Below are 25,581 nucleotides of genomic sequence, written 5' to 3' on the forward strand. Positions count from 1 at the left end.
TTGATTGGACCATTTTTGATACTAAATTTTCCTATTTGGGGATAGCAGTGGGCCAGTGTTGTTGAATGTCCCTAATTAAGGGGATTAAGCGGCTCTTTTGGGACAGTGAATAGTTGGCATAGATTGGCATCTGAGCACTATCGTCGCTAATTGGTACGGAAACTCGATCAGTGTCTGCTTTAACACTTTTATCATATAAAGGGTCACTCTGTGAAAGGCTAGTGGTAAAGAATGGAAAACGAGAATATTTAGTGATTTCAGTAAAAGAATCACGATCGTCTTGATACATAAATTTTGCATTTGCAATCTGTTTTTCGATTATTTTATGCCATGAGCCAATGGCACGCATGACGATAAAGCTTAGGCCTTTTAATTCGTCGAAAGTTACGGTTGCTTGGTTGGCTAGGTACATAAACTGGTCTAGATTAACTTGTAGTCGTTCTTCACCAATGTATTGAGATTCGATGTCGGTCGCAAAAATCTCTTGATTGGAAAATAGGATTGAATATTGATTACTAGTCAGTACTGTTTCAATCGATTCTGTGGGGACCAGTTTATCGACAAGTTGAATTTTTTCGTTAAGGGTGTTCTGTAATTGAGTCAATAAAATTAGTGGACCAGGGACAGTGGCGGCGAGGATTGTTGTGTGTTGACCGTGGTAGTAATTCTGAACTCTGGAAACCATGGCGGTGCTCGCTTGTAACAGCTTGGTGGCCTCTTTAGCAGCTAGTTCACCAGTAGGCGTGAGTTTGATTCGATTTGCTTGGCGAACAAATAATTGCACACCAAAATCATCCTCTAGTTTTTGCATGCCACGCGTGACCGATGGTTGGGTCACGTTCAATTGGGCCGCCGTTTGGGTCAGTGTTCCGGTCTGAGCAAAGACGGTGAGTTCTTCTAATAAATAATTTTCAATCATTTCATCAGCTCCTAAGCATGCGTTAAACGTATATTAGCATGTTTATCTGGTAATTTTCAAATATTCAGTTGCGACCTATGATAGCGTCATTCAATTGGTAGAATTAAATAATGGGGTTGAAATGTCACAAATCGGTTTCGGTGTTTTTTAAATTATTGATGAGCAAAAATGTGAGTCTGCAGTAACTCAGGCCTTGCAAGTAGGTTATCGCTTAATTGATACTGCTACGGCTTACCAAAATGAAGTTGCGGTTGGGCGCATACATTGGTACCTTTAAAGTGAGCATTATTGTTGGCTAAATTTTGTTTCTAATTTGCAATTTCACAACTGTCGAATGGCCATTTTAAGCACTTTTCACGCTAATATTCTTAAAACGAATATCACTTAGTCAAAAGTCGAGTTGTTCGTTAACGCCGAAACGCTTAACATAAATAAGGTGAGTAGATTGAAAGTCGATATAAAAAAGAGTTAGTAAGTGAGGTCATAGAGATGAAGCGGATTGTGATTGGAATTACCGGGGCGTCCGGGACGATTTATGCGGTTGATCTATTAGAAAAGTTGCATCAAGATCCAACGGTGGAAGTCCATCTAGTGATGAGTACCTGGGCCAAAAAAAATTTAGCGTTGGAAACGGACTACACCTTAAAGCAATTAAAGGCGTTAGCCGATTATACGTATCATATTAATGACCAGGGCGCCACCATTGCGAGTGGGTCATTCTTAAACGATGGCATGGTCATTGTGCCGGCTAGTATGAAGACGGTTGCGGGGATTGCGACTGGTTTTGGTGATAACTTGATTTCGCGAGCGGCGGACGTCACGATTAAGGAGCAACGTAAGTTAGTGATTGTTCCACGTGAAACACCATTGAGCGTGATTCACTTAGAAAATTTAACGAAACTAGCCCGATTAGGCGCACAGATTATTCCACCGATTCCAGCTTTTTATAATCAGCCGAAAACCATTCAGGACTTAGTTAATCATCAGACGATGAAAATCTTGGATGCCTTCCAAATTGCTAATAAAAATGATCACCGTTGGGAGGGCGATTAGGAATGTCAAGTTTTACAACGACACAAGCGGGTTACCAGATGACGGCAACCTTGCAAGTGATTGGATTTGATTTATTGGTCGTCGTGACGGGTGGAACGAATCCCCATATTGGCGATGTCACCACGCTAACGGCGACAACGGGCCCAAAAACAGTTAAATTTCCAAGTCATGATGGCCGCTTTCATAAAGATAACTTTATTTCAGAACGCTTAGCACAACAGTTACAGCCCCATCTAACGGGGAGTTGTACGATTACTGCTGGGATTCATGTTAATCAGATTACGAAGGCGCAGATTGCGGCCGCCGCGCCGATGACCTTAGACTTAGGTCAACAAATTATTGCTTGGTTACAAGCCAATCCGATTCAAGCCGCTAAACCTGAATATTATCGTTAATTAGTTGAATTACAAAACGCTAGTCCCCATCAAAATGATGGTCGACTAGCGTTTTTGTCATAGGTTCACTTTAGCCCGTTAAGTAATGTTTGCCACCAAGTTGTGAGTGGCTGTGTTGCAGATTGCAGGGCACCTGCCGTTAACCCAATGCCTGGAACCACCGTTGTTGTTGGTAATAGGCTGGCAAAGTCGGCTTCATAGTTGCCGGGTGTTCCGGCATCAGTATAAAAAGGTGCGACTGTGCCTGAATAGGTTGTGAGTTGTTTTAGAAATGTGCGAACCGGAGTAGCAACTTTTGCCGACCACACGGGACCACCGACTAAAATGATGGCATATTGGGTTAGCTCAGGCCATGAATTGGTTAGTTCAGGTAAGTGTCCACTAGCTAGTTGCTGATTAGCAACATCGGCGGTGGCGAACATGTCGCTAGGAAAAGTGCCTGGTGCAACCGTGAGTTCAATCCGGGTTGCCGCCGTGAGTTGTTGCAATTGAGCCGCCATTGCGGCCGTTGTTTGTGACCATGAATAATCAACGATTAATACTTTTTTTGCCATATTAAGCACTCCTTATGATTTGATTGCCTCTAGCATACAGGGTTAAAGTAAGTTGAAGGCAAGGCTTTTTGCTAAAATAATCGAGACTATTTTAGCAGCTGACTACAAGACGGTCGTCACGGCTGCCAAAAGTCAAGATGGATCGGTTAATGCAAAATCGGCAGTCATGCGGTGTTTGCGCATGACTGCCGATTCAGATTAATATGCGCAAATAACCAGTGCGTTAGTGTTGCGCGTCTTTTTTAGCTTGATCGACTAAAATACTATCGACCACGTCTTGCATGCTAACTTTTGCGAGGCGGGCTTCCGCGGCCGTCTGCGCATCTTGATAGTATTGTTGGAGCACATGTTGAATATTGCCACCGACGATACATTCGGGATTGGTCTTGGGATCAACTGCGAACAGGGCCTTATCACCTTCAATGGCATAAAAAATGGTTAAAAGTGAAATGTCACTTAAGGGCTTGGCTAAAGCCGGCTGGGCCGTTCCCGGCGTCGTGGTGATTAAGCCAGCCCGGCGTAACTTGCTCATTAGTCGGCGCACGACCACGGGACTGGTCTCAATACTACTGGCGATTAAGTCACTGGTTAACTTGGCCTGGTCATAGATTTTGATAAATGCTAGCAGGTGAATTGAATCACTAAAACGAGTTGACACACGCATCTGCGGTTCCTCCTGTAACTTAATTAATTACCGTGATTATAAACTAAGCGGATTATTAAAGCAATTATCAAGTTATTATCAACTTATCTTGTAACTTTTTAGCAATAATTATCGCTTATTAGGATAAAATCAGTTATGATGATGGTACTAAATTGAGCAGTTACTGCAAAAGGAGCCAGGCCAACATGAGTGAGCTTGAAACTATCCAGGCATATTATGCCGCCTCGTTGAGTAAGGATGGTCAAATTACCAAAACCCAACAAAAAATACTTGCTGCGGCCTTAGCGTTATTTGCTGATAAAGGGTATGAAGAAGTCGGCACGCGTGAAATTGCTGACCGAGCAGGGGTCGCTGAGGGGACTCTTTTTCATAATTTTACGAATAAAAATGGGATTCTCGCTGCTATCATGCAACCAATCGTGAAGCAAGTCCTGCCAGCCATGCTAAATGCTTTAGATCAAGCGGTCTTAGAGCGTGATCATCAAACGTTAGATGCCTTTGTATTTGCCTTAGTGTCTGATCGCGTCGCTTTTGTTGAACAGAATCGGGCGTCACTGGCGGTGATTTTGTCGCAATTCTTCAATAATTCCGCCGATCGTGCTGCGGTTATGGGCATGGTTTCGCCAGCGATTTTAACGCAGGCCAATCAAGTGATGGATCGATTAAAAGCGGCGGGCGAATTGGTCGATTGGCCTAATCATATGATTTTACAGTTGTTGTTTTCAACGCTTGGGGGCTACTTGGTGGAAGCGGTCCTATATCCCGCTTTGAATCAACTCGCTAACCCAGCTAAAATCACGTACCTCAGTGATTTCTTAGTAAATGGCTTGAGCCCACGACGGATGCCCTTACATGTTGATGAACCTGGGTTTGAGTGAGTTTAGGAACACCAAAAAAATAAGTGAAAACAGTTGACTAATTTTTCAATGATGATATACTACTTATTGGAATTAAAGCGAGCGCTCAATTGAATAGTAACGGGTGTTAGCTGTTGAGGATCACACAGTAGTCCACAACCTGAATTCTAAACCAATAGAAGAGAGGGTTTCATAATGAAACTAGCAAAAACGAAGGACCGTTCAGCGATGGTGGCCACCAAAGGTAGTACGGGGGTTCATTCAACTGGGACCGATAGTAAGAGCTTGGACGAAGTGAATGGGAGTGTTCGGGTCCCGAAAAATGCAAACTTTTGGCGCACATTAGTTGCATATACGGGCCCGGGCGCACTGGTAGCAGTTGGTTACATGGATCCAGGGAACTGGATTACATCAATTGCTGGGGGTTCACAATATAAGTACGCATTGCTATCCGTTATCTTGTTATCAAGTTTAATTGCCATGTTATTGCAAGCAATGGCAGCACGGTTAGGGATTGTCACAGGTAAAGATTTAGCCCAATTGACACGTGAACGAACGTCAAAAGGGATGGGAATCTTCCTCTGGGTTATTACTGAATTAGCGATTATGGCAACGGATGTGGCCGAAATCATTGGTTCTGGGATTGCCTTAAAGTTGTTATTCGGCTTCCCCTTAATTGTGGGGATTCTGATAACAACGGCCGACGTCTTAATCTTGTTGTTGTTGATGAAGCTTGGTTTCCGAAAGATTGAAGCAATTGTTGCAACCTTAGTTGCCGTTATCTTATTTGTTTTCTTATATGAAGTTATTATTTCACAACCTAACGTCCCAGAAATGTTCAAAGGTTATGTGCCAACCACAAAAATTGTCAGCAATCAATCAATGCTGTACTTGGCATTAGGGATTGTTGGGGCGACAGTTATGCCGCATAATCTGTATCTTGGTTCGTCAATTTCGCAAACACGAGCAGTTGACCGTAGCGATGAAAAAGAAGTTGCCAAAGCGGTTAAGTTCACCACGATTGATTCTAATATTCAATTATCAGTTGCGTTTGTTGTGAACAGTTTGCTCTTAATCTTAGGGGCTGCTTTGTTCTTTGGGACTAAGGGTGACTTGGGTCGTTTCGTGGATTTATACAACGCCTTGGGTGATAGTAAGGTTGTTGGGGCGATTGCCAGCCCAGTATTAAGTATGTTGTTCGCAGTTGCGTTACTGGCTTCTGGTCAAAGTTCAACCATTACAGGGACGTTATCTGGTCAGATTATTATGGAAGGGTTCATCCGGCTAAAGATGCCATTATGGGCACAACGGTTGTTAACTCGGCTGATCTCAGTAACACCCGTCTTGGTATTCGCCATTTATTATCATGGCAATGAAGCTAAGATTGAAAGTTTATTGACCTTCTCGCAAGTCTTCTTGAGTATTGCCTTACCATTTGCGATGATTCCACTCGTCATGTTTACGAGTGATAAGCAACTGATGGGGAACTTCAAGAGTCGCACGTGGGTTAAGTGGACCGCTTGGGTCATTACGGCGGTACTGATTATTTTGAATATTTACTTGATTCTGCAAACAATTGGTTTAGTTTAATTGAATTATGGCTGGTATCAGGTATAATTAGAGTATAAAAGCGAGGGCTGCTAGTGACAGCCCCCGCAAGTTCGCAAGTCTAGTGCGGTTTACGTTGGTGACTAACCCTTTTTGTGGTTAGTCTCTTTTATTATCCGGTAAGCCTTGGCATAAATGTAAAATGCGTTGGCAAAAACCCAGATACTAATTGAAAAGTCGACCAATCCGTAAGCCTTTCTAGTAATATAGTCATGTCCGTACCTCCTAGCCTAGAATGTGAGGGGTTCGGGCACACACTATATCTTGCTAAGTCTTGTTCGGGGTAATTACTCCCTCACTTGACCATAACTAAAGCATACACTTGGATAGGCGCAAAGCCAATGGATTTTGCACTTTTATTTTGTCTTAAAGACGAAATTAGGCGAGGAAACAATAGTTTTCGGTTTTGATGCCTGTTATAATACTGTTGCAAGGAACACTAAAATATTGGATACACCAAGTCCCCCAACTATGTGGAGTAGTTGAGGGACTTTTTACGCTTATCGCTTATGTAAATAAACGGGTGGGTTAGAGTGTTGCCTACGATCTAACCAATCGGCAAACAGGGCCACCAATAGATCAACCACTCACCCAATTTCAAAAATGGTTAGTCACCAACGTAAACTGCACTAGACTTGTGAGGACTGTCATAACCAGCCCTTGCGTTTATACTCAATCCATATTATAGACACCCCACCGAATCGCTTAAAACATCTGAGAATGGCTTACGTGTTTGGTCCGATGGTACAGATGATTTCAGACGCCAGAAAAAATAGTAGCCACAACCAATCAGGGTCGTAGCTACTAGCTAGAAACTATATTATTTAGACTCATTTTCTGCTATCAACTCCTGCATACGGGCTGACAACAACTCTTGAAATTCGGCCACGTCCTTTAGGGTAGCTTCATTTTTTATAAAATTGCGGGCTTTTGACCGATACTGAATATAATTTACCCGCTCCTTGTTCTTACGATCCCACCGCTGATTAGCGGCCTTTTTGGCTTCGCTATACGCCATCGTATATTACCTCCCCTGTGAAATACTCGGCCATAGACGACTGAGCTGCTGAGAACACCGCTAACTTACGCAATAGTGGCTAGCACTGCACAGCAGTTACAGTTATTTATCACGGCTTGTTTCGAGCCTAGCAAGGCTGGTTAAGCGCTTAGTTTATGCTCCTGACGGCATTAATATCTCGAGCATGGTTAACGCCACAATTACCAGCAGACGTAACATTATCGTATTTACCTATCTGAGTATGAATAGCCATACTAGCAAGCTAATCAATAGCAGCCAAACAGTAATGTTCGGTAATGCCTGTTTCAGCGTAATGCGGTTGACACTCACTTTCACATTTTTAGGCTTAAATCGGTTCATGGTTTCCCCCCCTTTTTTAGTGCAGTAGCACTGTATATTTGATATAATGAAAACGTACCAACAAGGGGTGGGCTAACACCCCTTGTGAAACTCACAACTCACAACTAAATTCGATTTTGAAGACCCATAAGTTAAGCTGTAGCTTGACTTTGTAACTTGGTTCATCAAATCGTTTTCTGACTTCTAAGCTGATGATTATCAGGTTCACTGTTAAAGCGAACTCGATTTTCGTTGGCTTTTTTAGTTTGAACTGCAAGGAGTTTCATCTCCCTCATTGGTACAACTATATCACGTACCTATCCAAGTGTGTTGTCAACCTTTAAGGCGGATTGTTCTGCCGACAATGATAATGCATTAAAGTAGCGAGCTTGGGATAAGTCCTTGGCTCGTTTTTTTGTGAGCAAAATTTGGTTAACCGGCGGCTAAGGTAAAGGGTGTCAAGTTGAGGAGCGTCGCTAGCAGTGGTCGGATGCCTGTTTCAAAGTCATAAATATCAATCACCGGGGTGCTGGGACTGTTGGCGGCTTGTTTTAAATCAGCCAGAGAATAAGCGTGACCGGCTGCTAGTATTAGGGCCGGGGGTGTGGCGGTAGTTAGTTTAGGGGCTAAGTCATGGACGAAGTATGCAAAGTCGGGGGCGGTGTTCAGTAACAAGGGTAACCGACTAATTTCTGTTGGATTAAGTTGCTGGGCCAATTGCTGCATCTGGGCGGGGGGATAAACCATGGCTGCATAACGTTGCGGTGCCAGTTGCGGTAGCGTTGCCGTGGGTGGCGTCAGCTGCACGGTTAAGTTTAATTGCCAGCTGGCTAGTAATAAAGCCGGTAAAGTTGTTAAGTTAATGAGACTAATCAGAATGGTTTGTCCAGGGGTCACGGCCTGCTGTTGTAAACTGGTCCGACACAGTGCTGCATCTTCAAGCAGATCGGCACCAGTGTACCAGATGCCTTGGGTGGGCGTCTTAATGATGGGACGTTGATAATTTTGACGTAATTGTTGTTCAATTGCAGTGGTTAAAGTCGACATCTGGCAGGGCTCCTTTCGAATTTGGTAGGCTTAATCAGCAGTTGGTTGGTATTTGAGTTTATCAAGGCTTTGACTACTAGTATCGATTGTTGCGAGCACTTGGTTTTGGATGGTCTTATTGACTAACTTCGTTGCTTTGGGGGTCAGGTCAGGGGCAATGGGGTGTTTAGTTACGGGCATTGCCAAGTTAGTCTCGTGAGTGACTCTTTTAGTCAGGGTTGTTGTCGTTTGGGCAGTCGTAGTGGGGGTCGTGTCAGCCATGGCGGTAGCGGTGGTTGCGAAGAGGGTCCCGGCGGCCATTAAGGTGATGGTGAGCTTTTTAAATGTATTTTTCATTAGTATCGAACTCCTTTTAGTTGATTAAAGTTAGCGTTATTTTTCCCTTAGGCGACTGGCATCAGCCAATCGTTTGAAAGTAGTTGATGGAAGTGACGGCCAAGTGGCACCCATAATTTGGAGTTGCAAATGTTGCGTGCCGTTTCCCAAAAGAGGGGATCACTGAGTTGAGCGTCACTTAACTTAACCTTGATGTATTCACCTTGTTCACTTTTAGCGATGATGAGGGGATAAAAGACTTTGACTAAATGCACCGCAGTAATGTTTTTAATTTTTGGGTCGGTATCTAATAACATATGGACAACTCCTTAGTTGCTGGCTTGACTTGAATGACTTTAGTTTACCGGGAATTGGCCTAACTAACTATCGAGTTTTAGTAAGCTTTAAATAAAAATTTCTTAGAAAAGCATGTAAGCACAAAAAATAGCCACCATAAGCAGTCATAACTGCTTGTGGTGGCTGGTTAAAAAGGTCAAGCGAGGGTCCAACTGACCGTGAAAATCGTCCCTTGGGGCTGATTATCAGTGACCGTGATGGTCGCTTGATTTAAAGTGACCAGCTGTTGCACAATTGCTAAGCCTAAGCCGCTGCCTTCAATCGTTTGTGACCGTGCTTGGTCGACGCGATAGAATCGTTGGAAAATGGCGGCTTTTTGGTCGGCTGGGATGCCCTCACCTAAGTCAGCGACGACCAGCTGAATTTGTTCAGCGGTCTGGATTAAGCTTAACGTAATCGGCTGGTCGGCCGGTGAATACTTATGGGCATTATCTAAGAGGGCAACGACAATTTGTTGTAGCATCTCAGCATTACCAGCGACGTGAATGTTTTGGGCAATGGCTAATTTTAAGGGTTGTGACCAAGCGGGCTGATAATGTTCGGTTAGTTGTATTAAGAGGTCCGATAGGTTTTGGTCCGTCAAGGTTAACTTGGCCCGATCGGCCCGGGATAAATGTAAGAGATTCTCGATCAGATGTTGCATGCGTAAGGACTCTTCATCGATAAAATGTAAGGATTCCGGGATGACTTCCGGATGTGCTGTGCCACGGCGACGAATGAGACTGAGATTACCCCGAATAGCTGCAATTGGGGTCCGTAATTCGTGGGAAGCATCCGAAATGAATTGCCGTTCGTGTTGCAGCCGGTGATTCTGGGTCACTAAGAGTTCATTAAAGGCTTGTCCTAAATCGTTGATTTCACGTGGACTAGCCGGGACTTTTAGCGTGGGTTGATCAGCTTCTGGATTGTTTGACGTATATTTTGTCTCATGTACGAGCGCAATTGTTGGGGCACTCAACCGGGCAGCTAAGCGGTGCGCCCACCAAGTACCAATGGCTAGAGTCAAGAGGGTAACCGCAATGATTAACACAATCAAAATGAGTAAGCTATGCATTAAGCGCTGCAAGCTCACACCCAGTTGATACGTATTGTGACCATCTTTTTGCGTATATAATAGAAAGAAGCCGAATTTTTGGACGTAAATTAGAGGCCCAACTAGGTGCGTCTGGTGATTAGCAAAAAAACTTTTGGATGACGGCGATGTTAAGATGGTGCGGCGGCTCTTCGTCGTGGTTGTTAACGTCGCTTTTTGCGTCGTGACCCGAATAAAGGCGGGTTGCTTCGTGTTGCGAGTGGTTGAATTATTCCACTGAATAAAACTCGGCACGTCTTTAATGTTGGCTCGTTTCAGACTGCTCATCAGGTCATGGGCCTCATGCGTCGTATTAACGGTCTGCTGGACCCCAACTAAGACTAAGATAATCAAGCTAATCATCAGGGTAATGGTCAAGACCAGTCGTTTGATGGCCCGGTTAATCAGTTGCTCATAGGTGAGGGTGGTGTCAGTTGTTTTGGGCATTGGCTAATGGCTCCCTTAGTTTATAGCCGACCCCGCGGACCGTTTTAATTAAGGGGTCGACGGCGGTTGGACTGGTGATTTTATTGCGTAAATAACCCACGTAGACATCGACGACGTTTTGTTGGCCTAAAAAGTCGGCCCCCCAGACTTGATCGAGTAAGTCATCACGGGTGAAGACTTGTTCGGGATGGGCTAAGAAAAATTGCAATAAGTCGTATTCACGATGGGTGAGTTGGACGTCGGTGCCAGCATTAGTCACTCGGTGCGCCTTAGTATCTAAAACCAGGTCATCAAGTTGATAAACTTGATTGGGTTCAACTTGATTTTCGGCACGGCGCTGAATGACCCGGACCCGAGCCAAGAGTTCTTCGATTTCGAAGGGTTTAGTCATATAATCATCGGCGCCATTATCTAAGCCAGCAACTTTATCGCCGATATAATCGCGGGCAGTCATGATGATGACTGGCACTTGGTCGTGTTTACGAATCCGCCGGAGGACCTCCATGCCGTCTAGCTTGGGGAGCATCCAGTCTAGTAAGATGAGCAAGAGTTCATTTTGATGGGCTTCGTAAGTCGCCATTGCTGCCAAGCCGTCATCAGCGACTAGTACTTTGAAATCTTCAAATTGTAATTCTTTGGTTAAGTAACCGGAGAGGCTATGTTCATCTTCCACGATTAAAATTGTATTTTTCATCGGTTAACAAAACTCCTTTGATGATGATTGATTAGATTAATTATAACGGATATTTGGCGATAGTCGACTGAATTGGCAATTGACTTTATAATCTAAATGTAAGCGCCTTAGTGACTTATGGTAAACTTGGGCTAGTAACAAAATGGAAAGGTAGTGGCAAAATGGGACTTTTTGGCGATGCAATGCAAGCCTTATATCATAGTGGGCATTATCGGTATGCCATCATTATTAAAAAAACGGCGCCGGCTGTGGATCCAAAAACGGTGCCAGCGATTATGGCGTTAGGTCAGGTAAACCGAACCCCTAATTTTAAAACCTGGGAAGTCGATTCACCATTTAAGGTAGCCGAGTTTACGCAAAAGTTGACGGCGGCGATTGCGACTTGTCCGCTTGAAATGACGGCTATCACAATTAAGCCGGAAATGGATGGCCGCTGGGGCGATCGGTAATAATTGGAATTTGTTCCTACAAATGCTGGTTGTAACTATGAATTATATAATATACCAATTAATAAAAGCTTGAGGTGGAAAAGATGTTTTCATATGATCAAGTTCAGCAGTTAAATCGCTTAGAGATTGAGATTTATAAGTATATTATGGGTCATCCGGTGGAAGTGAGCACGATGACGATTCGGCAATTAGCGAATCAAAGTCATGTCTCGGCGACGACCATCTTGCGGTTTTTAAAGCGGATGGGGTATGACGGCTACGCTGAATTCAAATTTACCTTGCGCGAACAGTTAAAGCAAGATGCCGAACAACCCTTAGCTAAAACAGTGGTACCGATGCGGGCCTTTTTTGACCGTCTGAATATTCCGGCAGTCACGACGAAATTACAACAAGCGACGACCTTGATTCAACATGCTCAAACAGTAGTTCTCATTGGTGCGGGGACGAGCAAAGGCTTAGCGAGTTATGGGACGCACTTACTAGCTAACTTTGGCGTGTATGCCCTACAAATTGCGGAGACAACGCAACCGTTACCCGTCCAACATCGTGATTTGTCACAAACCGTATTATTGCTCTTATCGGTTTCTGGAGAATCCGAAGCGGTGATTCAACAGGGGCTATATTATCAGCAAAGTGGGGCGCACTTAATCGTCATCACCGCTAGTAGTCATTCAACAGCGGCGGGGATTGGCGATGTGGTCTTAACCTACGATATTCCAGAAGTGCAAGCGGTCAGTGGTGGCAGTACTTTATCACAATTACCAGTCGTTTATTTCTTAGAACAATTGGCGATGGGCGTGCAACCATTGGCATAGACCGGTATATCAAGTTAATGTGGAACATGTTTCATAATTGGAACGAATTCCTTTATTGGAAACAGCACACTGTTTGTTTTGAAAGGGTATACATTCACTCATCGATTGGTATAATGGATGTTGTGGAAAGCGCATTCAACTTTTTTACTGAATAAGTTGGACGTGGTTGTGAAACATATTGTTATTTATAAGTTAGCAAGGCTTACTGGCAAGCGGCCGTTGTTGGTAGGTAGGTTTTAGATGAATTGGTTTGGCGATATCCAAGCCAGTTACAGCTAAGTGGTTTTTAAATTATTCTAGGGGGTCACGACATGAGCGAAAATAATAAATCAAGTTTCGTTAATGATCGACTTGTCCCATTATTTGGTAAGATTGCTGGTTCTCGTCACTTAATCGCGTTACGTGATGGGATGACACTAGCCGTACCAATGATTATTATCGGGTCGGTCTTCATGATTATCGCGCAGTTTCCAATCAAAGGTTATCAAACATTTATGTTGAATACCTTTGGTAAGAACTGGGCAACGATTGTTCAATATCCAACTAACGCCTCATTCCATGTGATGGGGTTGATTGCCGTTATCGGGATTGCTTATAACTTGGCAAAGAGTTACAAAGTTGATCCAATTTCAGCGGCGATTGTTTCGATGAGTGCATTCTTATTAACAATTCCATTTACCAGCGACAAAGCTGGGGCTTTATGGGTACCATTGACCCAACTTGATTCAGCCGGTTTGTTTACAGCTCTTATTATTGGTCTATTTATTACCGATCTTTATGTCTTTATGGTGCACCGCAATTGGACGATTAAAATGCCTGATAGTGTACCGCCGGCTGTTAGTAACTCGTTTGCAGCGTTAGTACCAGGGGCCATTATCTTGGTTCTCATCTGGTTGTTACGCTTACTTGTTGAAGCAACGCCAATGCAAAGTATCCCAAATGTGATTTCTTTCGTGTTAGCAAAACCATTAGGCTTACTAAGCAACACCTTACCTGGTGCGATGGTTGCTGAATTCGTCGTTTGTATCCTTTGGATCTTTGGGATTCATGGTGCTAACGTGGTCAGTGGTGTCATGCAACCAATCTGGTTGGCTGCGATGTCACAAAATGCGCATGCGTTACAAGCTGGTAAAGCTTTACCAAACGTCGTTACCCAACAATTCTTCGATAACTTCGTCCACATGGGTGGTTCTGGTGCGACCTTAGGGTTAGCATTCATGATTGCCTTTGTCTCGAAGAGTGCTGAATTTAAGACGTTAGGTAAATTGATTATTGGTCCGGCTATCTTTAATATCAATGAACCAATCGTCTTTGGGTTACCAATCGTTATGAACTATCGAATGGCAATTCCATTTATCGTGGCGCCATTAGCTAATGTTGTGACTACTTATGTCACGATGTCGACTGGCTTGGTTGCTAAGACGATGGGGGTTATGGTTCCTTGGACCACGCCACCAATCATTTCTGGATATTTAGCAACGGGTCACATTTCTGGGGTGGTCTTACAAATTGCTAATATCATCATGGATGGTGCGATTTACTACTTCTTCTTTAAGGCCTTAGATCGTGATAAGATCAAAGAAGAAAAAACATTTGCTGAAAAACAAGCAGCTGGCGAAACTGTCAAAGCTTAATATGAGTAAATAAATAACGAGCTTGGGGAAATCCCCGGGCTCGTTTTTGTTAATTAACTCGTATGAAATTGCGGATGTAGTAACTTAGGATGCTGATGGTCGTGACCTTGATATTGAATAAGCCAATAGTCGTTTTGTGGGAGCGCATGGCGCGCGATAATGTGCGTGATGACAAAACGGACCATATCAGCATTGGCGTTAGTCCAAAGCCGCCAAGTCGGTAAATTAGCGGAATAGACGCGTTCCCAAGTCCCCATATTTTGCTCATCGGGGGCGAGATTGACCAATAAGTCAGTATAACGATTGCCGGTTAATTCAAGTAAGTAGCAATAATTATATTGATGGCTTGTAGCGGTGACGACCATGATTGTCAGCTCCTTTGTCGTGATAGAGCGGCGTTAATTACGTCAGCCCTTAAATTAACTTTCCAATATATAGTACAACCGTTTGACTAATAATCCTAGCCTTTTGCAGAAGTGTTATTGAAATGTAATAAACATAGTTGCAATTGAAAAAATGAAGCGTAATCGCTTGACCTGAAACGCGTTTCACCAGCTATAGTAGACTCAAAAGTAAGTCACAAGTGGGAGGTTTAAGTCATGGAAACGGGTATTTTGAAGCAAATTGATTTGAAGACGACGGCGGAACAGTATTTTTTTGTAGCGGCAAGTCAGCAGGCAGAATGGATTCGAATTCGGTCACTTCAAGCTTTTAAGCCTTTTGAATTGACCTTTCGCGTGAGTGATTTGCGCATTAGTCACCACCAAATCGTGACAGCGGCTAATCACAAAAAGTATGAATTTAATGACGATACGGGTGGCTTAATAACCCAATTAATGAATTGGCACCACCAGTGTTAATGGTATTCGGCGATTAAGATAAAGTAATCAGGACCAAAAGAATAGACACTGCAAGAATGAGTTATGACAATTCTTGCGGTGTCTATTTAGGTGCTGCTTGATTTTTAGTTGGTACTATCGGTATAAGTGATGCGGTCCAAACCATTGGTGTCATAATTTAAATTATTAATGCCATCATAGGTCGGATTTAACGCATTTAATTTGGTTTCCATATTCGACAACTTAGCCTTTTTTAGCCCTAATTGTTGGCGAATCGCATCAGAAGTTGCTTGTAAGGTCTTCGTACTAGCGATTTGATAAGAACTGGTATTAATCCAAGCGGGCGTACCAACCAGTTGCGTAGACTGAATATTCTTCGTGTTTTCATGGTCATGTGTGGCTAAACCGACTAATTCTTTGAAGCTCAGGTCGGTCTTTAAGTTGCCCTTAAGTGAACTTAGTAATTCACTGTAATGAGTGAGAGTCGCCGTTTTAGCAAGTTTAGCGAGGACTGCCTTCATGACTTGTTGCTGCCGTAGCTGGCGGCCATAATCGCCCCGTGGATCTTGGTGCCGCATCCGAGTATACGCCAATGCTTCTTTCCCATTGAGGTGATGGGTCCCTTTAGTGACGGTAATATTATCAAAGGTGACATCCATCGGACTGGTGATGGTGACCCCGCCAACGGCATTCACAATTTGTTTCAAACCACCCATATTAATTGTGGCATAGTAGTTAATGGGGATGTTGAGCAACCGGCTGACACTAGCTTTTGCCATATCGGAACCGCCGATATTGTAAGCGGCGTTTAGTTTTTGGACATTAGTTTGTGAGTCGCCCACCATTTCGGCTAAGGTGTCACGTGGAATACTGGTAATGACGGTTTTTTTAGTCTGCGGATTGATGGTCACGACCATAATCGTATCAGAATTCCCCTTATCAATCCGGCCATCGGCGCCAGTATCGGTCCCCAATAATAAGATGCTGAGTGGTTTGCTGGTGTCGACATTTTTGGCCGTTTTACCGGAATTAATTGATGATTGGTAGGCCGCTAAAGTTTGATGGACGAATAGGCCGCCAGCAATTAAAACGATTAAGGCAACGATGCCCCCTGCGATTAGTACCGGTCGTAATTTAAAATGTGCCATAAGTTGTTTGTAACTTCCCCTCTGTTTTTTGGTGCAAAGTTCCCCGCGTTTTTAAAAACTATAGTAGCTAGCATACCGGTTTTGTTGTGAGCTGGAAAATACTTAATTTAAGTGTACGTAATTTAAAAAATAGATACCATTGAACCGTCTTAGATAGGTAACTGTGCAAATAGTCTGGCCGGAAAAGACCGGGTCGTTTAATGAAAGGTTAAATTAACGGAATAAGATTGCGTCACGTGACGATAATGCTTATGATATAAGGGTAGAATTGAAAGATAAGGAGGCGCTTGTTATGGCATTAAAGGAATCTAAAATCCGCCTTGAATTTGATGCGGAGGTCTTGCGTAATGAGATTTTTGACATCGAAGATTTTGCCAGTTTTCAACGTTTTTGGCACCGATTTGAACATTTTCTGGAGGATCGGGTGGTGTTAGGTCATCTGAACGTGTTGGAAAGTCATGGGTTAATCCCGAGTGATTTTAAAGACGTTGCGGGTCGTTTGAGTTACCATGCCGGCCGTGACCAATACACGATTGACTATCACCAGATTGTAAGAGAATGGTTAGTCACGATTCAATAATATTGTTAGCTTAGTCAAGTTAATCATTGGAGCGATAAAACAACGTGAGTAAAGCAAATCCTCAGTCGGATGCGGCCAATCAATTATTACCCGCCGCTCCCGAATTATTACAAGCAGTTGACCAGCTGAAGGCGTATTCGTTACGGTATGAAGTCGCGATGAAGCTTGTTTTAGATAAGTTAGACTATATTAGTCGTGAGTATGAACTACGCTATGGCTATGCGTTGATTGATAGTGAACAGTCCCGCATCAAGTCGCCGGAAAGTATCATCGGTAAGGTCAAACGTAAGCAGTTACCGTTAACGCTGGCAACGGTGTTTGATAATTTACATGATATTGCTGGGATTCGGTTAATCGTTCGATTTTTGAGCGACATTAAAATCGTCGAAGACTTATTGGCGACCCAAGCGGATATTAAAGTGTTACGCGTCAAAGATTATGTGCATCACCCGAAGGCGAATGGCTATCAAAGCCTACATTTGATTTTGGGCGTCCCAGTGTATACCGTCGATGGCCCGAATATTATTGAAGTCGAATTGCAGATTCGGACGATTGCGATGAATTTCTGGGCGTCGTTAGAACATGAACTGAACTATAAAAAGAATGTGCCTGAACAAGCGACCTTACAGCGGGCCTTGACTAAAAAGGCTCGGTTAATTACTCGTTTAGATCAAGAAATGGATGATATTAAGACTCGGATGTATGATCAAGATCCTAAGTAACTAGCCTGCGCACCGCAAAAAGACGCCAGCCAATTGGTTTTAAACCAGTTAGCCGGCGCTTTGTTTTATTTTTAGTTGTGTAAAGCTAGTTCATCACGTTGCGGTAGCACCCAGTCGTCGGCGAGTAATTGGTGGAACTTACGGCCGATAGGGACCCACAGTTGAGCGTGCCAAATATCTTGGACGCTTTCCCAAAATATTGAGTCTTGGCGCTGCCGATTGCTGACGTTGACGGGGAGATATTGCCCGGTTTCAGTTTGGACAATAATTTGAGGATAGAATACTTTCACAATTTTAGCCGCCATGATATTTTTAATACGTGGGTTATTATCCAGTAGCATCTTGTGCATCTCACTTTCCAGCTGACTTCATTAGTAACACTATGATAATCATACTGATAAAATAGGGTCATTTTGCTGGGGTTAAGTGATCTTTTTGTTATGAATTGCTTTAGTTCCGGTAAGGAAAGTTGTGAATTGGTAAAGCTAGTTAAGGTTCGGTGGGCAAATCGGTAATATCTTTCAGAGGTTTGCCGCGATACCACCAATCATTAATGAAGCTCGCAAGTTGTTCGGGGGTCTCTTGCAACCCAGTCTTCAACCAATAACGCACAACGCCCACGATACCATTTAAGTAGTATTCAAACATATACTGACCCTCACGGATGCTAGTCGCGTCGTCGACTTTCGCACGGTCATGCTCGAGAATTTCGCGTTTAGTTGTGGCAATAAAATGCATCAAAAAGTCTTGGTCAGTGGTCAAAATAAAGGAGGTTACGGCATGCCGCTTTTTTACGATTTCGAAAATTCCCGTTAAAATCGCACGTAAGGAATTCGGATGCGTATGTTCATTGATCACAGCGAGTAATTCTTTGGTGGCATCTTGTTCCATGGTATGCATGCAGTCTTTGACGTCTTCGTAGTGGGCATAAAAGGTCCCACGATTAATGTCAGCGACCTTGCAAATCGCAGTCACAGTAATTTCGTTAATCGTCTGTTTTTGTAGTAGTTCAATTAAGCTATCTTGGATTAAACGGTCGGTCATTTGGGACCGCCGATTGTTTTTTGTTCCAACCATTTTAAAATCACTCCATTATATGGACAGTTCACTATTAATTGTTTATTTAATGACATATTTATGAAAATTGTTGGTTGAAATTTATATTGTTTTCAACTAACATGTTGTTATTATTTAAACACATTGTTGATTAAATGTCACGATGTCGTTTTAGAATCTGATTTAGGGAAGGGATACAGATTGAAAGGGAGTCATAGACGCTTTATAATCCAGGCACTCATTTGGGTCGTAGTAATGGTGGCGGCCATTGTTATGCTCCCAAATGTCAGCCAACTGGTTCGTGATAAGGGCCAGACACAGTTGCCGAGTTCGGCTAAGAGTCAAGTTGCACAAGTTATCCAAGATCATTGGGGACGTAATCAGAACAATACGCGCCAAGTAGTGGTGGTCTTTAGTAATGGTGATAAGCCATTAACAGCTAACCAGAAGCAAGAAATCGCTGGGACGATCCAACGCTTCAAGGTTCAAAAGTCGAAATATCATGTGAAATCAATGACGGCTGCGAGTGATAACTCAGCGGCTAAGAAACAATTGATTTCTAAAGATAAATCAACCGAGTTGTTACAATTGATGGTCGGTAAGAATCAAACCGTTGAGAATATGACCGCTAGCATCACAGACGGTGCCAAAACCAGTGGGGTGAAAACCTATATCACTGGGAGTGACATCTTAAATGATGACTTTACGCAAGAAACGGAAGCCGGGATTCAAAAGACTGAAATTATTACCGTCATCTTTATTTTCATTGTGTTGACGTTAGTCTTCCGGTCACCGATTACACCATTAGTTTCATTATTATCAGTTGGGGTCTCCTTCATTATTTCCTTGAGTATCGTGATGAATTTGGTTAATAAATTTGATTTTCCACTATCAAACTTTACTGAAGTCTTTATGGTCGTGGTGCTCTTTGGGATTGGGACCGACTACAATATTTTGCTATTCGATCAATTCAAAGAAGAACTCAGTCATGGCGATAGTCCAGTCGCCGCGACTGGGCGAGCGTTAAAGATTGCTGGACGAACCATTCTCTATAGTGGGTCATCTGTCTTAATTGGGTTCACATCGTTAGGTTTAGCGAACTTCTCGATTTATCGGTCAGCCGTTGGGGTTGCCATTGCGGTGGCAGTCTTGTTGTTAGTTTTACTAACCTTGAACCCATTCTTCATGGCAATCTTAGGACCAAGATTATTCTGGCCAACTAAGAAGTTTGCCGGCGGTAGTACCAGTAAAATGTGGCATGGCATTTCGGCCAGTTCAGTGCGTTATCCAATTATCGCGTTGGTCGTGGTTTTAGGGGTGTCGTTGCCATTCATTGTGACGTATGACAATCAATTAAATTATGATACTTTAGCTGAATTGAAAGATACGATTCCGGCTAAGCAAGGGTTTAAAGTGGTTCAAACGCATTTCTCGAAAGGGACGGCGGAACCATCAACCTTATATATCAAGAGTGATCATGCGTTAAATAACGAAAAAGATCTAAAAGTGATTGATTCATTAACGAAACAACTGCAAAAAGTCGACGGTGTTAAGACCGTGGCTTCAGCGACCCAACCAGGTGGCTCAGAAATCAGTGCGTTATACGTTAAGAGTCAATTAGGAACAGTAACAAGTGGGATGAAATCGGCAAGTAAAGGCCTCACTAAGATTAGTAGTGGCTTAGATAGTGCCGATAGTCAGCTCAAAGGGTCCAACATGTCATCTGGTGTCAGTGATGCTAAAGAGCTTGCTACCGGGGCTAAAACGGTCGCTGATGGCGTGGTCACTTATGCCAACGGTGTTTACACGGTTAATAACGGGTTAGACCAGTTGAACAGTAAGACTGGGACGTTATCTAGTGGTGTCAACCAGTTAGCAAGTGGCTCGAAGCAAGTTAGCACCGGGTTGAATACGTTAAGTAGTAAGACCGGGACGCTTGCCAGTGCCACGAGTCAGTTATCAACGGGGGCCAATAGTTTAAAGACCGGGGTCGTAACTTACACGAACGGCGTTTACACGGTTAATAATGGCTTAAATACGTTAAATAGTAAGACTGGCACGTTGAGTTCGAGTGTTAATCAACTATTTAGTGGGACCCAATCGTTGTCAACTGGGTTGGATCAGTTAAGTAGTAATAATGCAACGATTGCTAATGGCACTGCAAATCTAACCTCCAATGTGGCAAAGTTACAAACTGGCGCTAGCTCAATTTCTAATGGTTTAGCCCAAATGGATGAACAGATTAAAGCTGGGACAGGTAACTTTAATACGGCGCAATTAACACAATTAACGCAATTGGCGGGTGAGCTAAAGGCGATTAATGAGCAGATGACAACTTTAACTCAGTTACCGGGCACTATTAAACAAAACATTTCAACGTTGAATACTTTTAAAGATACGATGGCAACCTCACAAACTCACATGGATACCATTAAGAGTGCTTTAGAAAGTGCCTCCAGTAAGGACGCTGCAGAGGCGAGTGAACCTAGTACCAGTGTCAATGCCAATTCAGTTGCTTCGGCAGCGATTGCGGCAGCCGGTTCGTCGGCAACGGATACTGAAAAATCAGCCATCAGTGCTGCGGTTGCTTCCGAAGTTGCGGCACAAAATCCCAATGCTAATTCATCAACGGCAACCACGAAAGCTGGTTCGACAACCAATGCCGAAGATGGGTTGCGAGCGTTATCTGCGTTACAAACGCCAATAAACAATATGCAAAAAGAGGCAGCCGATTTAAGCAATCGGTTAAGTGGCTTGTCTGATGTGGGTACGTTAGCTAAAAGTGTAATTGCAGGCAATGAAGCTTCTATGGAAGCAATTAGTAAGTTGCAAACAGCAGTTGCCAGCATGCAAAAAATTGAAGTTGCACTCGAAGGTACCAATACGCAACTTGGTTTAGTACCTGGTTCTAGTCAATTAACGACTGGGCTGAGTCAACTACAATCTGGTACAACGACGTTGGCTTCCAGCTTAGGCGAATACACGAACGGTGTTTCAAGCGCTGCTTCGGGTGCTAACCAAGTTAACAATGGGGTTGGAACGTTACAATCATCTATTCCAACCTTAACGAGTGCCATCAGTGCTTTGGATGCTGGGACGAACAAGTTAGTTGCCAATTCCAGTGCCCTTAACAGTGGGGCCTCACAACTTGCAAGTGGTAACGGGCAATTAAATGCCCAAGTGCCAACGCTTGTGAGTGGTGTTAACAAGTTGTCTTCTGGTGCCAGCCAAGTTTCAACTGGGATGACGAGTTTACAAGGTCAAATTCCAACCTTAACAAGTGCAATCAGTGCGTTAGACGCTGGGACCAATAAGTTAGTTGCTAATTCAGCAACCTTAGCGGACGGCGCTTCACAAGTTGCTGATGGGAACCAGACCATGTATACCACGTTACAAAGTCTAGTTAAGCAAATGGCAACCTTACAAAAAGGCTTAGGTACGGCGAGTGATGGCACGAAGACGATTAACAAAGGGGTTGGGTCAGCGAATAGCTACCTAGTCGGTTTGAAGAAGTCGGATGCGGCCAAGACTTACTATGTACCGAAGAGTACCTTAAAGGGTAAGACTTACAAGACTGCTTTGAAGGCCTACATGTCTGGTAATAACCATGCCACTAAGATGACGATTGTCTTAAATGATAATCCAAGTTCGAAGGCGGCAATGAATAAGGTTAATGCCATTCAAACGCAAGCAACGAATGCGTTGAAGGGGACTTCCTTAGCAGGTTCAACGATTGCTATCGGTGGTCAGACCTCAACGACTAACGATACTCAATCAATTGCGTCGAGTGACTTCATTCGGACGGCTGCGATTATGTTAATCGGGATTCTGATTGCCTTAATGGTTATCACCCGTTCAGTCTTGCAACCATTCTATATCTTAGGGACCTTATTATTGGCTTACATTATGTCCTTAAGTATTACACGGATGCTCAGCAGTTGGTTCATGGGCCAAGACATGTTAACTTGGAACACGCCATTCTTCGGGTTTATCATGTTAATCGCCCTTGGGGTTGATTACAGTATCTTCTTGATGATGAAGTACCGTGAATTTGACAATACTTCGGCAACGCCAAGTACCCGGATTGTACGGGCTTCGGCTGTTATTGGTGCGGTTGTCTTATCCGCAGCGTTAATCTTGAGTGGGACCTTCGCGGCCTTGATGCCATCTGGGGTCTTAACCTTGATTCAAGTTGCAATGGTCGTTATCATCGGGTTGATTATCTTAGTCTTTGCGATTCCAGCGGTTATTCCAAGTTTGATTCGGTTAACGTATCCGTTGACTGATAAGATGACGGATGATGACGAAGCTGGCGAGCAAACCAAGCGTAACCGACACTAATTATTAAAGATAATTTAGCAGGTATGTTACTGTTAAAGCACTGGCGACGCCGGTCGAAATTGAGTAATCAATTTCGGCGGGCGTCGTTTTTTAGTTGAAATTGGAGGTCAGCAAATGACGAGATGTGACTGGGCGAATTCATCGCCAGCAATGCAGCATTATCATGATACCGAATGGGGGCAACCGGTTCATAATCAGCAACGATTGTTTGAACTGTTATGCCTCGAAACCTATCAGGCTGGGTTGAGTTGGCAAACGGTGCTGAATAAACGGGCAGCTTTTAATGAAGACTTTTATAATTATGATATTGAGCGCGTGGCCGCCATGACCACGGCTGATGTGGATCGGTTATTAACGGATGCACGCATTATTCGGCATCGCCAAAAACTCATGGCGACGATTAATAATGCGAAAATTATTCGTGATTGGCCATTAAAACAGGCCTATTCAGCGTGGTTATGGCAGTTTGTCAATGACCAACCAATCCGGCAAGCCTGGCCGACTAGTCGTGACTTACCGGCGACGACCACCTTAGCGATTGAAATCTCGAAGGCTATGAAAAAATTAGGTTTTAAGTTTGTCGGCCCGACCACGATTTATGCTTATTTACAAGGCGCTGGCTTGGTCAATGATCATTTGGCGAGCTGTGATTGGGCGCCGGAACATCGAAAGACCAATTACTGATAACTTTGACGAACTTTAGCTGTTAGCGTATTACGATGCTTGTTTGAACGACCTAATTCTAACAATGAATTAGATCGTTTTTTTGATTGTAAACAATTGAATTTTACACCAAATAGCGTTACAGTTAACTCATAAATGAAAACGCTAACAATAATACTTAAAAGAAGGCAATTATCATGGGTAAAACAGTTGAAGCATCAGTTGCAATGTTAAAAGTTTTGGAAGCATGGGGCGTTAAGCAGATTTATGGGTACGCTGGTGGATCGTTTAATTCGACGATGCATGCACTTGATGTGGAACAAGCCCGCTTGCACTATGTTCAAGTGCGCCATGAACAGGTCGGGGCTTTAGCAGCTGCGGCGGCAGCAAAGTTGACTGGTCAGATTGGGGTCGCTTTTGGGTCCGCGGGTCCAGGTGCTGTCAATCTTTTAAATGGCCTCTATGATGCTAAAGAAGATCATGTGCCAGTGTTGGCCTTGGTAGGGCAAGTGGCTCATACCAATATGAATTATGATTATTTCCAAGAGTTTGCGGAGGAACCCATGTTTAGTGACGTGGCGGTCTTTAATCGAACCGTCATGACGGCTGAAAGCTTGCCATACGTGGTCGATAAGGCCATTCGGACCGCTTATAAGGAAAAGGGCGTGGCGGTTGTCACGATTCCAAATGATTTTGGCTACGTGGAAATCCCCGATGTGGCTTACGATTCAGCGAGTGTGCCGGCGAATACGGTCACGGCGCCAGCAATTGCCGATGATCAGATTGAGCACGTGCTCACTTTAATCAAGGCGGCCAAGTATCCGGTCTTTCATGTGGGACAAGGGGCTCGCGGTGCTACCGAAGCCATGATGCAGTTAGCTGACCGGTTACAAGTTCCGATTATTATCACTGGCTTGGCTAAAGGTGTGATTCCAGATAGCTTTGCTGGCAACATGGGTAGTGCTTATCGTGCGGCGTCAAAAGCGGCGGATGAGTTAATGGCAATTACAGACTTAGTGGTTTCCATTGGGGCCGATTATTCCTTTGCACAAATCATGTATACCACGCATTCGTTCAAGTATGTCCAGATTGAACTAGATGTGGCTAAGTTTGGTCGGCATCATCACTTAGATTATGGGATTCATGGCGATGCGAAAGCCTTTATTAAACGGGCTTTGACGTTAGGTGAACCAGCGGCACCATCGCCATATTATCAGGCTGCTCAAGCCGATATGGCGGATTGGCAACGTTATCTGCAACGGCTCAGTGAACGGACCACTGATCCATTGGAATATGAACAAGTTTATCAAGAAATCAATCGTGTCGCAGCCGATGATGCCATCTTCTCAATGGATGTCGGTGACAATACGATTAATAGTTTCCGTTTCTTAAAGATGAATCCGAAACAAAAATTATTAACTTCGGCATTATTTGCAACCATGGGTGCCGGCGTGCCAGGAGCGATTGCAGCAAAGTTAAGTTATCCAGAACGCCAAGCATTCAATATTGCGGGTGACGGCGCCTTTTCAATGGTCATGCAGGATTTATTGACCGAAGTGAAATACCAATTGCCAATCTTTAATATTGTGACGTCGAATCAAACGTTGAACTTTATTAAGTCGGAACAAGAAGATGTGCCACAGCCTTATTACGGAATCGATTTAATTGGCGCTGACTTTGCCATGATTGCAGAAGGCATGGGCGTTAAGGGGATTAAAGTCGAACGATTTGACCAACTGCATGCGGCCTTTGAAACCGCGATGGCAGAAATCAAAGCCGGTCGTCCGGTACTCATTGATGCCAAGATTACCGCTAAACGGGGTTTACCAGTTGAAATCTTAGATGTTGATCCAGCGAAGACATCAGCAGCGTCGGTGGCTGATTTTAAACACACTTATGATGCTGAAGAATTACAACCACTGTCCGCTTATTTTAGTAAATTTGGGGTTAAATAGCGTCAATTAAGGCGTGTTAATCATAATAAATGGTAAGTTA

Annotated in this window: 27 protein-coding genes and 1 pseudogene; 15 read left to right on the forward strand and 13 right to left on the reverse strand. The window is 43.6% G+C overall.

The genetic code is table 11. From position 1 onward, the window contains the following. Positions 1 to 31: 31 nt before the first annotated feature. Complete coding sequence (locus tag C5Z26_RS09105) at positions 32 to 919, reverse strand: LysR family transcriptional regulator (RefSeq protein WP_105449647.1); 888 nt, start codon at positions 917 to 919, stop codon at positions 32 to 34. Positions 920 to 1,040: 121 nt separating this feature from the next. Between C5Z26_RS09105 and C5Z26_RS12645 the strand changes: the two are divergent. The 3 genes and pseudogenes from C5Z26_RS12645 to lpdD all read left to right on the forward strand — a co-directional run. After that, a pseudogene (locus C5Z26_RS12645) lies at positions 1,041 to 1,178 on the forward strand (aldo/keto reductase); the annotation flags it as partial. Positions 1,179 to 1,408: 230 nt separating this feature from the next. Next, entirely contained in the window at positions 1,409 to 1,972 is a 564-nt protein-coding gene (locus C5Z26_RS09115) for a UbiX family flavin prenyltransferase (protein ID WP_105449648.1), read from the forward strand. Positions 1,973 to 1,974: 2 nt separating this feature from the next. After that, complete coding sequence (gene lpdD / locus C5Z26_RS09120; protein ID WP_105449649.1) at positions 1,975 to 2,367, forward strand: prenylated flavin chaperone LpdD; 393 nt, start codon at positions 1,975 to 1,977, stop codon at positions 2,365 to 2,367. A 65-nt stretch (positions 2,368 to 2,432) separates the two neighbouring features. Here lpdD and C5Z26_RS09125 read toward each other — a convergent pair whose 3' ends face one another. Beyond that, positions 2,433 to 2,921: a flavodoxin gene (locus C5Z26_RS09125; protein ID WP_105449650.1), complete on the reverse strand. Its 489-nt coding sequence runs from the start codon at positions 2,919 to 2,921 to the stop codon at positions 2,433 to 2,435. A 52-nt stretch (positions 2,922 to 2,973) separates the two neighbouring features. Here C5Z26_RS09125 and C5Z26_RS12505 point away from each other — a divergent pair, with 52 nt between their 5' ends. Beyond that, entirely contained in the window at positions 2,974 to 3,123 is a 150-nt protein-coding gene (locus C5Z26_RS12505) for a hypothetical protein (protein ID WP_158682830.1), read from the forward strand. 21 nt (positions 3,124 to 3,144) lie between these two features. On the opposite strand, the gene C5Z26_RS09130 is transcribed toward C5Z26_RS12505, so the two are convergent. Further along, the gene (locus C5Z26_RS09130) at positions 3,145 to 3,585 is read right to left on the reverse strand and encodes an Rrf2 family transcriptional regulator (protein ID WP_105449651.1); all 441 of its coding nucleotides are present in this window, start codon (positions 3,583 to 3,585) and stop codon (positions 3,145 to 3,147) included. 185 nt (positions 3,586 to 3,770) lie between these two features. Between C5Z26_RS09130 and C5Z26_RS09135 the strand changes: the two genes are divergently transcribed. Together C5Z26_RS09135 and C5Z26_RS09140 are read left to right on the forward strand one after the other, a co-directional pair. Further along, positions 3,771 to 4,463, forward strand: a complete 693-nt coding sequence (locus C5Z26_RS09135) for a TetR/AcrR family transcriptional regulator (protein WP_105449652.1) — start codon at positions 3,771 to 3,773, stop codon at positions 4,461 to 4,463. A 207-nt stretch (positions 4,464 to 4,670) separates the two neighbouring features. After that, positions 4,671 to 6,032: an Nramp family divalent metal transporter gene (locus C5Z26_RS09140; protein WP_199774992.1), complete on the forward strand. Its 1,362-nt coding sequence runs from the start codon at positions 4,671 to 4,673 to the stop codon at positions 6,030 to 6,032. 838 nt (positions 6,033 to 6,870) lie between these two features. On the opposite strand, the gene C5Z26_RS09145 is transcribed toward C5Z26_RS09140, so the two are convergent. The 6 genes from C5Z26_RS09145 to C5Z26_RS09170 all read right to left on the reverse strand — a co-directional run bounded on the left by C5Z26_RS09145 (position 6,871) and on the right by C5Z26_RS09170 (position 11,339). After that, positions 6,871 to 7,068: a hypothetical protein gene (locus tag C5Z26_RS09145; protein WP_105449654.1), complete on the reverse strand. Its 198-nt coding sequence runs from the start codon at positions 7,066 to 7,068 to the stop codon at positions 6,871 to 6,873. A gap of 771 nt (positions 7,069 to 7,839) precedes the next feature. Continuing rightward, a complete protein-coding gene (locus tag C5Z26_RS09150) occupies positions 7,840 to 8,454 on the reverse strand; it encodes a hypothetical protein (protein ID WP_105449655.1) in 615 nt (204 codons plus the stop codon). A gap of 30 nt (positions 8,455 to 8,484) precedes the next feature. Further along, entirely contained in the window at positions 8,485 to 8,790 is a 306-nt protein-coding gene (locus tag C5Z26_RS09155) for a hypothetical protein (RefSeq protein WP_105449656.1), read from the reverse strand. A 47-nt stretch (positions 8,791 to 8,837) separates the two neighbouring features. Beyond that, complete coding sequence (locus C5Z26_RS09160) at positions 8,838 to 9,086, reverse strand: hypothetical protein (protein ID WP_105449657.1); 249 nt, start codon at positions 9,084 to 9,086, stop codon at positions 8,838 to 8,840. 176 nt (positions 9,087 to 9,262) lie between these two features. After that, positions 9,263 to 10,645, reverse strand: coding sequence for a sensor histidine kinase (locus tag C5Z26_RS09165; RefSeq protein ID WP_105449658.1), 1,383 nt, complete (start codon positions 10,643 to 10,645; stop codon positions 9,263 to 9,265). Further along, positions 10,629 to 11,339 carry a response regulator transcription factor gene (locus tag C5Z26_RS09170; RefSeq protein ID WP_105449659.1) on the reverse strand — a complete coding sequence of 237 codons (711 nt, stop codon included), beginning with the start codon at positions 11,337 to 11,339 and terminating at the stop codon, positions 10,629 to 10,631. Before C5Z26_RS09170 ends, C5Z26_RS09165 begins: the two co-directional genes overlap by 17 nt. A 161-nt stretch (positions 11,340 to 11,500) precedes the next feature. Between C5Z26_RS09170 and C5Z26_RS09175 the strand changes: the two genes are divergently transcribed. From C5Z26_RS09175 to celB, 3 genes are all read left to right on the forward strand, one after another. Then, positions 11,501 to 11,788: a hypothetical protein gene (locus C5Z26_RS09175; RefSeq protein ID WP_105449660.1), complete on the forward strand. Its 288-nt coding sequence runs from the start codon at positions 11,501 to 11,503 to the stop codon at positions 11,786 to 11,788. Between the two features lie 83 nt (positions 11,789 to 11,871). After that, positions 11,872 to 12,603 (forward strand): MurR/RpiR family transcriptional regulator, encoded by a 732-nt coding sequence (locus tag C5Z26_RS09180; RefSeq protein ID WP_105449661.1) that lies wholly within the window; start codon positions 11,872 to 11,874, stop codon positions 12,601 to 12,603. Between the two features lie 311 nt (positions 12,604 to 12,914). Next, positions 12,915 to 14,237, forward strand: coding sequence for a PTS cellobiose transporter subunit IIC (celB, locus tag C5Z26_RS09185; protein ID WP_105449662.1), 1,323 nt, complete (start codon positions 12,915 to 12,917; stop codon positions 14,235 to 14,237). Positions 14,238 to 14,290: 53 nt separating this feature from the next. Here the strand turns inward: celB and C5Z26_RS09190 are convergent, their stop codons facing one another. Beyond that, positions 14,291 to 14,602 carry a hypothetical protein gene (locus C5Z26_RS09190; protein WP_105449663.1) on the reverse strand — a complete coding sequence of 104 codons (312 nt, stop codon included), beginning with the start codon at positions 14,600 to 14,602 and terminating at the stop codon, positions 14,291 to 14,293. Between the two features lie 234 nt (positions 14,603 to 14,836). On the opposite strand from C5Z26_RS09190, the gene C5Z26_RS09195 reads away from it, so the two are divergent. Further along, positions 14,837 to 15,097 (forward strand): hypothetical protein, encoded by a 261-nt coding sequence (locus tag C5Z26_RS09195; protein ID WP_105449664.1) that lies wholly within the window; start codon positions 14,837 to 14,839, stop codon positions 15,095 to 15,097. Between the two features lie 104 nt (positions 15,098 to 15,201). On the opposite strand, the gene C5Z26_RS09200 is transcribed toward C5Z26_RS09195, so the two are convergent. Continuing rightward, positions 15,202 to 16,224, reverse strand: a complete 1,023-nt coding sequence (locus C5Z26_RS09200; protein ID WP_105449665.1) for an LCP family protein — start codon at positions 16,222 to 16,224, stop codon at positions 15,202 to 15,204. Positions 16,225 to 16,516: 292 nt separating this feature from the next. Here C5Z26_RS09200 and C5Z26_RS09205 point away from each other — a divergent pair, with 292 nt between their 5' ends. Beyond that, positions 16,517 to 16,804: a hypothetical protein gene (locus C5Z26_RS09205; protein WP_105449666.1), complete on the forward strand. Its 288-nt coding sequence runs from the start codon at positions 16,517 to 16,519 to the stop codon at positions 16,802 to 16,804. Positions 16,805 to 16,848: 44 nt separating this feature from the next. After that, on the forward strand, positions 16,849 to 17,526 hold the full coding sequence (locus C5Z26_RS09210; protein WP_105449667.1) for a GTP pyrophosphokinase: 678 nt from the start codon (positions 16,849 to 16,851) through the stop codon (positions 17,524 to 17,526). Positions 17,527 to 17,597: 71 nt separating this feature from the next. On the opposite strand, the gene C5Z26_RS09215 is transcribed toward C5Z26_RS09210, so the two are convergent. After that, a complete protein-coding gene (locus C5Z26_RS09215) occupies positions 17,598 to 17,867 on the reverse strand; it encodes a hypothetical protein (protein WP_105450168.1) in 270 nt (89 codons plus the stop codon). Between the two features lie 148 nt (positions 17,868 to 18,015). Beyond that, positions 18,016 to 18,603, reverse strand: a complete 588-nt coding sequence (locus tag C5Z26_RS09220) for a TetR/AcrR family transcriptional regulator (RefSeq protein ID WP_105449668.1) — start codon at positions 18,601 to 18,603, stop codon at positions 18,016 to 18,018. A 180-nt stretch (positions 18,604 to 18,783) separates the two neighbouring features. On the opposite strand from C5Z26_RS09220, the gene C5Z26_RS09225 reads away from it, so the two are divergent. From C5Z26_RS09225 to spxB, 3 genes are all read left to right on the forward strand, one after another. Next, complete coding sequence (locus tag C5Z26_RS09225) at positions 18,784 to 22,923, forward strand: MMPL family transporter (protein WP_105449669.1); 4,140 nt, start codon at positions 18,784 to 18,786, stop codon at positions 22,921 to 22,923. A 114-nt stretch (positions 22,924 to 23,037) separates the two neighbouring features. Beyond that, positions 23,038 to 23,607: a DNA-3-methyladenine glycosylase I gene (locus C5Z26_RS09230; RefSeq protein ID WP_105449670.1), complete on the forward strand. Its 570-nt coding sequence runs from the start codon at positions 23,038 to 23,040 to the stop codon at positions 23,605 to 23,607. A gap of 176 nt (positions 23,608 to 23,783) precedes the next feature. Then, complete coding sequence (gene spxB, locus C5Z26_RS09235; protein WP_105449671.1) at positions 23,784 to 25,541, forward strand: pyruvate oxidase; 1,758 nt, start codon at positions 23,784 to 23,786, stop codon at positions 25,539 to 25,541. Positions 25,542 to 25,581 lie beyond the last annotated feature (40 nt).

It is taken from the genome of Lactobacillus sp. CBA3606 (assembly GCF_002970935.1).
Taxonomy (GTDB): domain Bacteria; phylum Bacillota; class Bacilli; order Lactobacillales; family Lactobacillaceae; genus Lactiplantibacillus.

Bases quoted from the DNA above. Each gene is read 5' to 3' on its own strand.
- C5Z26_RS09105 (WP_105449647.1), bottom strand. From the start codon at position 919: ATGATTGAAAATTATTTATTAGAAGAACTCACCGTCTTTGCTCAGACC.
- C5Z26_RS09115 (WP_105449648.1), top strand. From the start codon at position 1,409: ATGAAGCGGATTGTGATTGGAATTACCGGGGCGTCCGGGACGATTTAT.
- lpdD (WP_105449649.1), top strand. From the start codon at position 1,975: ATGTCAAGTTTTACAACGACACAAGCGGGTTACCAGATGACGGCAACC.
- C5Z26_RS09125 (WP_105449650.1), bottom strand. From the start codon at position 2,921: ATGGCAAAAAAAGTATTAATCGTTGATTATTCATGGTCACAAACAACG.
- C5Z26_RS09130 (WP_105449651.1), bottom strand. From the start codon at position 3,585: ATGCGTGTGTCAACTCGTTTTAGTGATTCAATTCACCTGCTAGCATTT.
- C5Z26_RS09135 (WP_105449652.1), top strand. From the start codon at position 3,771: ATGAGTGAGCTTGAAACTATCCAGGCATATTATGCCGCCTCGTTGAGT.
- C5Z26_RS09140 (WP_199774992.1), top strand. From the start codon at position 4,671: ATGGTGGCCACCAAAGGTAGTACGGGGGTTCATTCAACTGGGACCGAT.
- C5Z26_RS09145 (WP_105449654.1), bottom strand. From the start codon at position 7,068: ATGGCGTATAGCGAAGCCAAAAAGGCCGCTAATCAGCGGTGGGATCGT.
- C5Z26_RS09150 (WP_105449655.1), bottom strand. From the start codon at position 8,454: ATGTCGACTTTAACCACTGCAATTGAACAACAATTACGTCAAAATTAT.
- C5Z26_RS09155 (WP_105449656.1), bottom strand. From the start codon at position 8,790: ATGAAAAATACATTTAAAAAGCTCACCATCACCTTAATGGCCGCCGGG.
- C5Z26_RS09160 (WP_105449657.1), bottom strand. From the start codon at position 9,086: ATGTTATTAGATACCGACCCAAAAATTAAAAACATTACTGCGGTGCAT.
- C5Z26_RS09165 (WP_105449658.1), bottom strand. From the start codon at position 10,645: ATGCCCAAAACAACTGACACCACCCTCACCTATGAGCAACTGATTAAC.
- C5Z26_RS09170 (WP_105449659.1), bottom strand. From the start codon at position 11,339: ATGAAAAATACAATTTTAATCGTGGAAGATGAACATAGCCTCTCCGGT.
- C5Z26_RS09175 (WP_105449660.1), top strand. From the start codon at position 11,501: ATGGGACTTTTTGGCGATGCAATGCAAGCCTTATATCATAGTGGGCAT.
- C5Z26_RS09180 (WP_105449661.1), top strand. From the start codon at position 11,872: ATGTTTTCATATGATCAAGTTCAGCAGTTAAATCGCTTAGAGATTGAG.
- celB (WP_105449662.1), top strand. From the start codon at position 12,915: ATGAGCGAAAATAATAAATCAAGTTTCGTTAATGATCGACTTGTCCCA.
- C5Z26_RS09190 (WP_105449663.1), bottom strand. From the start codon at position 14,602: ATGGTCGTCACCGCTACAAGCCATCAATATAATTATTGCTACTTACTT.
- C5Z26_RS09195 (WP_105449664.1), top strand. From the start codon at position 14,837: ATGGAAACGGGTATTTTGAAGCAAATTGATTTGAAGACGACGGCGGAA.
- C5Z26_RS09200 (WP_105449665.1), bottom strand. From the start codon at position 16,224: ATGGCACATTTTAAATTACGACCGGTACTAATCGCAGGGGGCATCGTT.
- C5Z26_RS09205 (WP_105449666.1), top strand. From the start codon at position 16,517: ATGGCATTAAAGGAATCTAAAATCCGCCTTGAATTTGATGCGGAGGTC.
- C5Z26_RS09215 (WP_105450168.1), bottom strand. From the start codon at position 17,867: ATGCTACTGGATAATAACCCACGTATTAAAAATATCATGGCGGCTAAA.
- C5Z26_RS09220 (WP_105449668.1), bottom strand. From the start codon at position 18,603: ATGGTTGGAACAAAAAACAATCGGCGGTCCCAAATGACCGACCGTTTA.
- C5Z26_RS09230 (WP_105449670.1), top strand. From the start codon at position 23,038: ATGACGAGATGTGACTGGGCGAATTCATCGCCAGCAATGCAGCATTAT.
- spxB (WP_105449671.1), top strand. From the start codon at position 23,784: ATGGGTAAAACAGTTGAAGCATCAGTTGCAATGTTAAAAGTTTTGGAA.